This is a genomic window from Clostridium sp. DSM 17811, from assembly GCF_018861905.1.
In the GTDB taxonomy this organism is placed as follows: Bacteria; Bacillota; Clostridia; order Clostridiales; family Clostridiaceae; genus Clostridium_AD; species Clostridium_AD frigoriphilum.
The window spans coordinates 1-12,612 of the sequence record NZ_JAHLDU010000006.1 but is presented as its reverse complement, the minus strand read 5'-3'; the positions used below and the strand labels follow the sequence as shown (position 1 = coordinate 12,612).

General features: G+C 32.9%; 8 protein-coding genes. All 8 read left to right on the top strand.

All coding sequences use genetic code 11. The features are described 5' to 3' along the window. Positions 1 to 26: 26 nt before the first annotated feature. The 8 genes from KPL44_RS09400 (at position 27) to pgmB (ending at position 12,375) form a co-directional block, all read left to right on the top strand. Positions 27 to 1,313, top strand: a complete 1,287-nt coding sequence (locus tag KPL44_RS09400; protein ID WP_216249049.1) for a family 1 glycosylhydrolase — start codon at positions 27 to 29, stop codon at positions 1,311 to 1,313. A gap of 91 nt (positions 1,314 to 1,404) precedes the next feature. Beyond that, positions 1,405 to 2,706, top strand: coding sequence for an MFS transporter (locus KPL44_RS09395; RefSeq protein WP_216249047.1), 1,302 nt, complete (start codon positions 1,405 to 1,407; stop codon positions 2,704 to 2,706). Between the two features lie 98 nt (positions 2,707 to 2,804). After that, positions 2,805 to 4,472 carry a glycoside hydrolase family 43 protein gene (locus KPL44_RS09390; RefSeq protein WP_216249046.1) on the top strand — a complete coding sequence of 556 codons (1,668 nt, stop codon included), beginning with the start codon at positions 2,805 to 2,807 and terminating at the stop codon, positions 4,470 to 4,472. A 247-nt stretch (positions 4,473 to 4,719) separates the two neighbouring features. After that, positions 4,720 to 5,988, top strand: coding sequence for a glycoside hydrolase family 1 protein (locus KPL44_RS09385; RefSeq protein WP_216249044.1), 1,269 nt, complete (start codon positions 4,720 to 4,722; stop codon positions 5,986 to 5,988). Positions 5,989 to 6,009: 21 nt separating this feature from the next. Further along, complete coding sequence (locus tag KPL44_RS09380; RefSeq protein WP_216249042.1) at positions 6,010 to 7,110, top strand: alpha/beta hydrolase; 1,101 nt, start codon at positions 6,010 to 6,012, stop codon at positions 7,108 to 7,110. A 24-nt stretch (positions 7,111 to 7,134) separates the two neighbouring features. Then, complete coding sequence (locus KPL44_RS09375) at positions 7,135 to 8,841, top strand: glycoside hydrolase family 3 protein (protein WP_216249040.1); 1,707 nt, start codon at positions 7,135 to 7,137, stop codon at positions 8,839 to 8,841. Positions 8,842 to 8,855: 14 nt separating this feature from the next. Next, complete coding sequence (locus KPL44_RS09370; RefSeq protein WP_253201700.1) at positions 8,856 to 11,699, top strand: alpha-L-rhamnosidase; 2,844 nt, start codon at positions 8,856 to 8,858, stop codon at positions 11,697 to 11,699. A 31-nt stretch (positions 11,700 to 11,730) separates the two neighbouring features. Then, positions 11,731 to 12,375: a beta-phosphoglucomutase gene (pgmB, locus tag KPL44_RS09365; RefSeq protein WP_216249038.1), complete on the top strand. Its 645-nt coding sequence runs from the start codon at positions 11,731 to 11,733 to the stop codon at positions 12,373 to 12,375. Positions 12,376 to 12,612: the final 237 nt, after the last annotated feature.

The window sequence follows — 12,612 nt, the reverse complement described above, 5'->3', positions numbered from 1 at the left end:
ACATAAAGAAGAAAGGAGTGAGATGATTGTTAGACATATTTCAGTACCCAAAGATAAAATTCCCGAAAGATTTTTTATGGGGAGCATCAACAGCTGGAGCTCAAATAGAGGGAAATAATTGTTCTTATCATGATGATAAAGAATTAGCATCAAAATTTGCTTTTGGAGGGATTCCATATGAGTTTCCGAAAATGGCATGTAATAGTTATGAACTTTATGAAGAAGATATTAAATTACTAAAAGCTATGAATTTAACCTTATATCGTATGTCTATAGAATGGTGTAGACTAGAGCCCGAAAAGGGAACTTTTAATCAAGAGGCAGTAAAACATTATCTTACAGTATTATCAAGATTGAAGGAAGAGGGGATTAATGTATGTTTAACATTACATCATGTATCCCATCCAGTATGGTTTCATAAAAAAGGAGCTTTTGGAACATTAGATAATATGAAGGATTGGGAAGAATTTCTTGAATATATTGTGCCAAAGGTAGCACAATACGTAGATTTTTGGATTGTCTTAAATGAATTGAATCTTCCATTTGAGTATTCAATTAGTGAAAGGCTTAATATGATACAGTATCATGCTAGAGGATATCATATTATTAAACAGTATTCTTCTAAACCTATTAGTTCTGCACACTCTTACTCAGAAAAACAGCCTAAAAGAGGCTATAATGACAAATTGGATAAGCTTATGGCAGAATACATTGATTACACTGAAAACGAATTCTTTTTCCATGCAATACGCACAGGGGAAATTACAGCACCTTTTATGGATATGAAATATGTACCAGAAGTAAAGGGGACTTGTGATTATTGGGCGCTTAATACTTATGTTAGACATATGATAGATGGGCGTAAAGAAGAGTTTCGTAGTGATTGCTATACAGCTACAAAGTTTAAACCAATTGAAACTCCATTTTTTACAGAAGAGATTTGCCCAGATATTATGATTCAAATGTTAATGAGAATGAAAGATAAACCGATATTGATTACTGAAAATGGAATTGCTACAAATGATGATAGATATCGAATTGTATATATAGCAGCTATGATGCAAGCACTACATCAGGCTATGGAAATGGGAGCAGATGTATTAGGATATTCTCATTGGAGCTTAATGGATAATTGGGAATGGGGAAGTTACAATCCAACATTTGGGCTTGCTAGTGTAAATAGGGAGACATTTGAAAGAACATTAAAAACAAGTGGTAAGTTTTATGGTGAGTTATGTAAAAATAACGGATATGATCAATCAATTTTAAGAAAGCATTTAAATGAACTGCCATCAATTATTAATTTTAAATAATAGTGTAGTATCGTGAAAGATAAATTTAGGAGAGAGAATAAATGATTTATTAGTGTCTTTGTAAACGATTAAAAAGTCGGGGGAGAAAAATATGGAAAATCATGTATTTGAGAAAACACCTTTTCTAAAATTAATGGTAGCAGCAGTTCTTGGAGTAGGAACATCAATAGCACCTTTAGTTTTACTAACATTTGGTCTTATTCAATTTAGTATTATTAGAATTGTAGGGCCTGAACACGTAACCGCTGCGTATGGCGTGGCAGCAGGTATTCAGGGATTAGCAATAGTGATTTTAGGCCCTTTAGGGGGAGTTATAGCTGATAAAACTACATTTAAAATGGGCAGAAGAAGATTTTGGATTATAGCTGGAAGTATAGGCGGTGCTATATCAATGCTTACTATCACTTATGCACCTTCAATGCCAGTATTAATTTTAGGATTTTGTTTTGTTCAATTATTTTATGGAATGGTATCTTTATCATGTTATTCACTAGTTCCAGAACAAGTTGAACCAGAAAGGTTTGGTAGAGTATCGGGGATATTTGGTGCAGCAGGTCCAATTTTTGTTATGGTCGGTATGATGATAATGGGAGTATTTGCTGATGTACCTATTCAACAAAAGCTTTTTGTAATTACTATTATACAACTTGTATGTGGAATAATGTCAGCACTTCTTGTTAAAGATAGTCATTTTAAAGGAAACAAATCGTCAGAAAATAAAAAGAGTTTTAGTGATGGATTTAAAAATCTATATCCAAGTGTAAAGAAATACCCTTGTTATACTTGGGCATTACTTACAAAACTTTTTATAAATATTACAAATGCGGGGTTAGGTTTACTTCCTCTTTTTTATATAGCAAGATTCCATCTTGGTCAAGCTGAAATTTTTAAAATTAATGCGTATACATCGCCATCAATAATGTTAATGGTTGTAGCAGGAATTGCAGGTGGATTCTTATCAGATAAAATCAAAAAACAAAAGATATTTGTAATGGTATCAGCATTAATAACTGGAGTATGTTTGGTTACATTTGCATTCGCACATATTGTAGCTTTAGTAGTGATTGGAAACTTTGCATTTAACTTTGGTTTTGGTATGTATGGAGCAGTTGATAACGCTCTTGTAAATAGAATTTTACCATCGAAAGAGGATATAGGTAAGGATATAGCTATTATGAATGCAACAGTACAATTAGCTTCAGCACTTGTTAACTTTGTAGCACCTATGTGTATAGCATTAGGAATAATTCTATTGGGAGGAGACGGTTATACATTCTTCTTCTTAATACTTGCAGGTTTTTCAGTGCTTTCAGCTTTAGCTGTAATCCCTATACCAGAAGTAGGAAAATCACTAAATGAAAAGTCAGTCGAAAAAGCAGAATTAGTTGATTAATAAATAATGATAGGGTATAAATCTTCGCATATAGTGGAGATTTATACTCGTTGTATATCTTAGAATTTAGTATATTTAATTAAAAGGAGTCTAATAAAATGAGCATAGAAATTAATGATAAACAAGTTTTTAATAATCCTATTTTGCCAGGGTTTTATCCAGACCCATCTATATGTCGTGTTGGAGAAGAATATTATATGATTAACTCTAGTTTTGTTTTCTTTCCAGGAATACCAATATTTAAAAGCACTGATCTAGTGAATTGGGGACAAATAGGACATGTGTTAGACAGACAATCTCAGTTAAATTTAGAGGGAGAAGGGTATTCAGGGGGCATATTTGCACCTACTATAAGATATCATGAGGGAGTATTTTATGTTATAACTACAAATATGAGTAATGGAGGAAATTTTATTGTAACTGCAAGGGATCCTAAAGGTACTTGGTCGGATCCTTATTGGATTAAGAATGCAGATGGAATTGATCCATCTCTCTTTTTTGATGATGATGGTAGAACTTACTATACAGGAACTAGAACTTCAAAAAATCCTCAATATATGGGTGATCACGAAATTTGGCTTCAAGAAATTGATTTAAACCAAATGAAACTTAAAGGTGAAAGTCATATTCTTTGGAAGGGTGCTTTAAAAAATGCAAGTTTTGTTGAAGGCCCTCATTTATATAAAATTAATGGGTTTTACTATTTGCTTATTTCAGAAGGTGGTACACAGCATTATCACTCAGTTACTATTGCAAGAAGTAAAAATATTTTAGGAACTTATGAAGGAAATCCAGGAAATCCAATATTAACCCATCGCCATCTTGGTAAAGGTTATACTATTTCAAATGTGGGTCATGCAGATTTGGTAGAAACTCAAAATGGTGAATGGTATATGGTAGCTCTTGCATCTCGTCCTTATGGGGGAGATTATAAAAATCTAGGAAGGGAAACATTTTTAATTCCAGTAATATGGGAAGATGAATGGCCATTAGTAAGTCCAGGAACTGGAAAAGTTGAATTTACATATCCAATTCCTATTTTACCAACTTCTTTTGTAAGTGAATCTGAAGTACGAGATGATTTTGATAATGAAATTTTAAATTACAAATGGAATACTATTCGTACACCAAAAGAATCATTCTGGAGCTTAACAGAAAAACCAGGATTTCTTAGATTAAAGGTTAGTCAAACAGGAATGTTAGACAATATTAATCCTCCCCCATTTGGTCCATTTGAAAAATATAAAAAAGTAGGAAATACTCAGAGCCCGAGATTCATAGGACGACGCCAACAACATATAAATTTTGAAGCTTGTACTAAAATGGAATTTAATACACAAAATGAGTACGAAACTGCTGGAATTGCATTAATTCAAAATAATAATCATCAATTTAGGCTAGAATATTCGATAGAGAATGGACAGAAAGTTATCCGTTTAATTAAATGTATAGCTAAAATCAATCTTGATTTCAAAAATGCAACTTTTAGTTATGAGAATATAGAATCTACGCTTGCACATAAAGTTTTTAGTTCAGAAGCAGTTTATTTAAAGGTATCTGCAAAAGGCCAAGAATATAATTTCTACTATGGATCGTCTCTAAATGAGATGGAATTATTAGCAGGAAATATAGATGGAAGAATATTAAGTTCAGACGTAGCAGGAGGTTTTATAGGAACATATATAGGTTTATTTGCTAGTAGTAACGGTAAGTACAGTAATAATATTGTGGATTTCGATTGGTTTGACTATAAAAGTCAAGACTAATCAGTATCATAATTGGTACTTTAACTTAAAAATAAATTATTAGTCTCATTATAATATCAAAATCTATTAATAATAGTCCTATATTTTAAACATATAAAAAATAGCAGTTTAAAATAAGCATAAAATGATACTTATTATATTATATTATGATACTTGAAAAGATTAAAATTATGATATCATTTATATATAGTGAAAACATTCTCTTGAGACATTGAAATGGGGATAATAAATAAAAGGAGAGATAAATATGAAACAAGGATTTCCAAAAGATTTTTTATGGGGAACTGCAACAGCAGCCCACCAAGTAGAAGGTAACAACATAAATTCAGATGTATGGGCAGAAGAGTATTCAAAAGGATCTCCTTATGCGGATAAATCAGGTGATGCAGTAGATCATTATAGGCTTTATAGAGAAGACATTCAATTATTAGCTAGACTTGGTTTAAAAACATACCGATTTTCTATTGAGTGGGCAAGAATAGAGCCTGAAGCAGGATATTATTCTAAATCCGAAATCGAACATTATAGAGATGTTTTAAAGGTTTGCCATGAATATGGAATAACTCCGATGGTAACAATGTTTCACTTTACCTCACCTCGTTGGTTAATGAGACTTGGAGGATGGTCAAATCCAAGTACTGCAGATAGATTTGCTAAATACTGTGAAGTTGTTTTTAAGGAGCTTGGTGAATTAATCCCTTATGCTTTAACAATGAATGAAGTAAATCTGCCAGTTATGCTTCACGAGTTATTCGTTAATTTTAACTTTATACCTCCTGTAGGAATAGAAGCTAAATCCTGGACTGCTCCAGAATGGAGAGAGTCTGCTGCGAGAGCTTGTGGCACAACTTTGGATAACTATTTTACTTTTCATATGGCATCTGATAAGGCATCTATAAATATTATAAAAGATGCACATCGTAAGGCACGTGAAGTGATTAAAAGGATTAATCCTAATACAAAAGTTGGATTAACATTAGCCCTTCCTGATGTACAATCTGTAGAAGGTGGAGAAGAACACGCAGAGAAAACGTGGAATAAATATTTCAAACAATATTTAGATGCAATCAAAGGTGATGATTTCTTTGGCATACAAAATTACACACGGGAAATATACGGACCCAATGGTCAAATTCCGCTAGATGATGATGTAGAAGTAACAGAGTGTGGATATGAATATTATCCAGAAGGATTGGCAGGAGCTATAAGAAAGGTAGCAATGGATATTGATATACCAATTATTATAACTGAAAATGGGATTGCAACGAAGAACGATGAAAGACGTATAGAATATATTAAGAGAGCACTAGAAGGGGTACAATCTTGCATTAATGATGGAATAAATGTACAGGGGTACATTTACTGGAGTGCATTTGATAACTTTGAGTGGACTTTCGGGTATAATATGCATTTTGGTGTTATCGGAGTAGATCGTTCCACTCAACAAAGAATTGTAAAGGAAAGTGCACATTTTTTAGGACAGATTGCTCAAAGTAATGGACTAAATAAAGCATAAAAAGAGGAGGAGATTTTTTTTATGTATAATAAATATGAACAAGACAAATTGGTGTCACTTTTACAGAAAAAGCAAGAAATTAAAAATATACATGGTATTGATATGCTAGTAAAAAATATACCTGATGTTGATATAGATGGAGATCTTGATCCTAGGGTAAAAGAAAAATTGAAAGATAATGCAAAGAACATGAAAGATATGTCTAATATCGAACCACCTAAGAGCACTGGAGATATACCTGTTGAGTTTATAAGATCTATCATGGGTTCTTTAAATTTTGATATATCAAGAGGGATAGATGCAACTGATAAAATTATACAAGGAAGAAACGGGAATATACCTTTAAGAGTTTATACCTCAAATAAAAATGAAAGTATGCCCGCTATAGTATTCATTCATGGAGGGGCTTTCTTTGGTGGAAGTACAAAAACTGTAGAAAATGCGTGTAAATATTTAGCACAAAAGATTGAAGGAGTTGTGGTATCTGTGGATTACAGACTTTGCCCTGAATATAGGTTTCCACAAGGGTTGCATGATTGTTTTGATACAGTAAAATGGCTTTATGAAAATTCAAAGGAATTGAATGTGAACTGTAATAATATTGGAGTTTCAGGAGATAGTTCAGGAGGTAATTATTCAACGGTATGTTCTATGATGGATAGAGATCTGGGAACGAAGATGATAAAATTTCAAGCACTTTTATATCCAGGACTGAACTTATCGGAAGATAAAATAGAAGATTATGAGTTTGATATAAAACTCTATAATATAAAAAATAATTATGAACTTATAGAAGATGCTGTAATGGGAATAAAAAAGTTTCCACCACTTTCACTTTTATATGTTAACAATCCAGAAGAGATAAGCAATCCATATGTATCACCACTGATTTCTAGTAGCTTAAAACATATGCCACAAACTCTAATTATAACTGCTGAGTATGATTATTTGACATTAGAAGCTGAAGCCTATGCTAGAAAACTTATAAGAGATAAAGTGCCTACAAAGTTAATAAGATATAATGGGATAGACCATGCTTTTATAGATAAAATTGGTATATACCCACAAGCACAAGATTGTATTGATGAAATAGCTAAAGAATTTAAAATTGCAATACGATAAATATGGAAAAAGGAGTGATCCCAAATGATTAATTTGAAAGTTAAACCTTTTTATTTAAAGGATGAAGATATTAAATGGGTAGAAGATACATTGGGGGACATGGGCATAGAAGAAAAAGTTGGACAGCTATTTTGCCCTATTGGAACAACAGATGACAAAGAAGAATTAAAAGCATTACTAAGCAAAATAAAGCCCGGAGGAATAATGTACAGACCTTGCGATGGAGTAGTTATGCAGGAAACACATAAATTTTTACAAGAAAATTCTAATATTCCACTGCTGATTGCGGCTAACCTAGAAGCAGGTGGAAACGGCATTTGCACTAATGGCACTTATTATGGAAAACAAATGCAGGTTGCAGCAACAGATAATGAGGTGATGGCATATAAGTTAGGTTTGGTTTGTGGAAGAGAAGGAGGAGCAGTAGGTTGCAATTGGGCTTTTTCACCAATTATAGACATAGACATGAATTTTAGAAATCCTATTACTAATGTAAGAACCTATGGCTCAGATCCTTATAGAGTGCTAAAGATGGCAAAAGAGTATATGCGTGGAATAAATGAGAGTGGACTTGCAGTAGCTATAAAACATTTTCCTGGAGATGGAGTCGACGAGAGGGATCATCATCTTTTAACATCCATAAATTCTTTATCTACAGAAAAATGGGATGATACATTTGGTATGGTTTATAAAAATATGATAGAAGCTGGAGCTCAAACGGTAATGGTAGGACATATAATGCTGCCAGAGTATACAAAAAAACTTATTCCAGGAATAAGGCATGAAGATATAATGCCGGCTACATTGTCAAAAGAATTGCTTGGAACTTTACTTCGTGAAAAGTTAGGATTTAATGGTTTGATTGTGACTGATGCTACACCAATGATTGGCTTCGCTAGTGCAGAGAAAAGAGAAGTAGCAGTTCCAAAAGCAATTGCAGCAGGCTGCGATATGTTTTTGTTCAATAAAAATATTGGAGAAGACTTTGCATTTATGATGGATGGAATAAAGAAGGGGATACTTACATTAGAAAGGTTAGATGAAGCTGTAACTAGAATCCTTGCCTTAAAAGCTTCACTTAAGCTGCATGAACAAAAGGCAAAAGGTACTTTGGTTCCTGATAAGGAAGCTTTATTACAATTAAAATGTGAAGAACATGAAAAATGGGCAAAAGAATGTGCGGATAAGTCTGTTACATTAGTCAAAGATACACAAAAGTTACTGCCAATAAGTCCAGAAAAATATAAGAGAATAAGGTTATATGTTCTAGAAGAGAATGGTGGTGGATTCAAGGAGGGGGCATCAGTAACTGCTAATTTAATTGAAGGTCTAGAAAATGCAGGATTTGAAGTTTATCTTTTCGATAATAAAAAATTAGATTTTAGAGAAGTGTTTACAGGGAGTGTTAATGAGCTAAAGGAAAAGTATGATTTGATGCTTTATGTAGCCAATATAGAAACTGCAAGTAATCAAACCACAGTGAGAATAAACTGGGCTCAACCAATGGCTGCAAATGCACCTTGGTTTGTAAAGGAAATTCCAACGATGTTTATATCTACAGCAAATCCATATCATTTATTTGATGTACCAATGGTGAAAACTTATATAAACGCATATTCATCTAATGAATATGTGGTACAGGCTATAATAGATAAAATCACAGGAAAATCAGAATTTAAGGGTAAAAATCCAGTAGATCCTTTCTGTAATTTATGGAATGCAAAACTATAAGGGAGTGTTAAAATTTGAAAATAATTAATATGAAAACGAATCATATAATAAACCCTTTAGGGTTTGATCTTGGAAAACCTCGTTTATCATTTATTACTTGTGAAACGCTAGGAGTTAAACAAACTGCAGCCCAAATTCAAATAAGTTTAGATGAAGATTTTGCTTGTATGATTTTTGATAGTGGTAAAAGTAAGGAAATTGATAGTCTTGCTTATGAGGTAACTATAGAACTTGGAGCGTATACTCGTTACTACTGGCGTGTTAAAGTTTGGGCTGATAATGGAGATGTTGCATTAAGTGACTCTGCTTGGTTTGAAACTGCGAAACTTGATAAACATTGGAGTGCAAAGTGGATTACACCAGAAATAGATAAAAATGTACATCCTGTGATAATTAAAGAATTTCCTGTATCAAAGGAAGTTAAATCTGTACGTGCCTATGTTTGTGGGTTAGGTCTTTATGAAATGGAGATAAACGGTGTTAAAGCAGGTGAAGAATATTTTACACCACATTTTAATGCTTATAATAAATGGTTACAATATCAAACTTATGATATTACAGAGTTAATTAAACAAGGTCAAAATTCAGTTAATGTTCTTCTAGGAAATGGGTGGTATAAAGGTAGATTTGGTTTTGAAGATAATACACGTGAAATATATGGTGATAAGTTTGCGCTTTTATGTGAAATTATAATAAATTATACGGATGGAACAAGCGCCATTATAAATTCAGATAATACATGGAAATCTAGAAAAAGCAATATCTTAGATAGCAACATTTATGATGGTGAAATTTATGATGCTACTTTTAATGATTTAGCAGTTTATGATGTTCATGAAATAGACTTAGGCTTTAATAAATTAAAGGCTAGATTAAGTTTACCTGTTGTAATAAAAGAAAAGATAAAACCGATAGAAGTTATAAAGACCATTGATTGTGAGACCGTTTTAGATATGGGTCAAAATATGGTGGGATGGATTGAATTTAAAACTAAGGCTCCAAAGGGTACCGAAATAAAGTTGCAATTTGGAGAAATTCTTCAAGAAGGTAATTTTTATCGAGATAATCTTAGAACAGCTAAAGCAGAATACAAATATATAGCAAATGGTGACGAGGCTGTTGTAAGACCACACTTTACTTTTTACGGATTTAGATATGTAAAAGTTAGTGGTTGGCAGGGAGAAGTTAAGGCTAACGATTTTACTGGTTGTGTATTGTATTCTGATATGCAGCAAACTGGCCACATAGAAACTAGTAATCCTTTAGTTAATAAATTGTTTCTAAATGCATTATGGGGACAAAAGGGAAATTTCTTAGATGTACCAACGGACTGCCCTCAGCGAGATGAACGCATGGGATGGACAGGTGATGCCCAGGTATTTTCGGGAACTGCCTGTTTTAATATGGATAGTTATGCGTTTTTCAGTAAATATGGGTATGATCTTGCAAAAGAACAAGAGGATAGAAATGGTATGGTTCCAATGGTAGTACCAGCCGTAAATGTACAAGGGGGCGGATCTAGTGCTTGGGGAGAAGCGGCTACGGTTATACCTTGGAATGTGTACCTGCATTATGGTGATAAATCTATTTTGAAGCAGCAATTTAAAAGCATGAAAGCTTGGGTAGATTATATTAAAAATGAGGATACATCCTCAGGGGGAAAAAGACTTTGGACAACTGGTTTTCATTTTGGGGATTGGTTAGCACTTGATGGCGATAATCCTAATTTACCAACTGGGGGAACAGATACACAATTTATAGCCTCGGCATACTATTGCTATTCTTCGAAGGTGGTTGCTAAAGCTGCAAAGGTATTGGGGGATGAAAAATCAGCTAAAGAATATGATGCTTTGTCAAATGAAGTAAAAACTGCAATTATAGATGAATATTTTAGCAAAAATGGACGTATAACTGTTAATACACAGACTGCATATATAGTTGCATTGTTTATGGATTTAGTTCCAAAAGAACATAAAGAAAGGGTAGCAAATGATTTACGTAAAAAGTTAAAACATGATAAAAACCATTTGAAAACTGGATTTGTTGGAACACCATATTTATGTAGAGTACTATCGGAAAACAAATGCAATGATTTAGCTTATACATTGTTATTAAACAAGGATTATCCAAGTTGGTTGTATGCAGTTACAATGGGAGCAACAACAATTTGGGAACGCTGGAATTCTGTATTGCCAGATGGCAAGATAAGTGGTACCGATATGAATTCTTTGAATCACTATGCTTATGGGTCAATAGTTGAATGGATGTATAGGTATATGGCTGGAATTAATCCAGTAGAAGATAAACCCGGATTTAGACAGGTGAGATTAGCTCCACAACCAGACTATAGATTAAAATATGTAAAAGCTAGTCTAAATTCTGCAGTAGGAACATATGAAAGCCAGTGGGAATTAGATGAAAAAGGAGATCTAAAGTTTAAATTTATAATCCCATTTAATGCTACAGCTACACTTGAATTACCAAATGCTAAACTTGAAAACGTATGGGTAAACGGTAAGCCTCTTAAAGAAGCAAATATTTGTGCAAGTCAATGTGGCAAAATTGTAATTGCTGACCTAACCAGCGGAACCTGGGAGTTTTATTATATGCCTGAAGAAGATTATATTAAAGGTTACAGTACACAAATGCCTATGATTGAAATACTTGCAAATGAAGAGGCCAAGAAAGTGGTTATAGAGTATTTGCCACAAATTGCACTGTTATCAAGTGAGTTGTTAAAAAAAGTAGGACATGAATCTATAAGAGAATTGTCTACAAAACCATTCTTGATTATAGCATCTGAGATATTGGATAAGCTTGATATTAAGTTAAACAAAATTAAAATAAGCGTAGAATAAAAATGAAGAGTATAAATAAGAGGTGATTAATTTGAGTATAAAAGCAGTGATTTTTGATTTGGATGGAGTTATAGTATCCACAGATAAATACCATTATCAAGCGTGGAAGAAGATGGCTGATGAGGAAGAAATTTATTTTGATAAAATAATAAATGAGGGTCTTCGAGGAGTAAGCAGAATGGAGAGCCTGGAAATAATTTTGAAAAAATCTCAAAAGATTTATAATCAGAATGAAAAAGAAGAACTTGCAGGGAGAAAAAATAATTATTATAGAGAAATGTTAAATTGTCTAACACCTACGGACATATTGCCCGGAGTTATAAAGGTATTGGAGTTTTTGAGAGAAAGAGGAATAAAAATTGCTATTGGTTCCTCAAGTAAAAATACACCTTTTATATTGGAAAAAATCGGGTTAGGGAGTTATTTCGATGCAGTATCAGATGGGAATGACATAAATAAGAGCAAACCAGATCCGGAAGTGTTTTTATTAGCAGCTAAAAAGATTCGAGTAATACCTGGAGAATGCTTAGTGCTTGAAGATGCTGATGCAGGAATAGAAGCGGCTTTAGCAGGTGGTATGAAAGTTATGGGCGTGGGATTTGCGGCAAAAAATGTAAAGGCTAATTATAGGGCACATGATTTATTGAATTTCAAGTTTGACGAATTATTGAAATAAAAAATATAAGGATGCAAAAGTGTACATAAGAAGGTTTAGAAGTAAACTCCACTGAAACAATATATTATTTATAGTTTGATGTGAAATTATATTTAAAAAAATAATATGAATTAAGGGAAGCCATTATGATATGCTCCCCTTATGGTAGACAGTTAAATAATAAAACTGTTTACTATAAGGAGAGCTATTTTTTATGGGAAGAAAATCAATTATCTCAGACCAACAAAAAATCAAGGC

Excerpts from the sequence above, each read along its gene's own strand:
- KPL44_RS09395 (WP_216249047.1), top strand. The coding sequence starts at position 1,405 with ATGGAAAATCATGTATTTGAGAAAACACCTTTTCTAAAATTAATGGTA.
- KPL44_RS09390 (WP_216249046.1), top strand. The coding sequence starts at position 2,805 with ATGAGCATAGAAATTAATGATAAACAAGTTTTTAATAATCCTATTTTG.
- KPL44_RS09385 (WP_216249044.1), top strand. The coding sequence starts at position 4,720 with ATGAAACAAGGATTTCCAAAAGATTTTTTATGGGGAACTGCAACAGCA.
- KPL44_RS09380 (WP_216249042.1), top strand. The coding sequence starts at position 6,010 with ATGTATAATAAATATGAACAAGACAAATTGGTGTCACTTTTACAGAAA.
- KPL44_RS09375 (WP_216249040.1), top strand. The coding sequence starts at position 7,135 with ATGATTAATTTGAAAGTTAAACCTTTTTATTTAAAGGATGAAGATATT.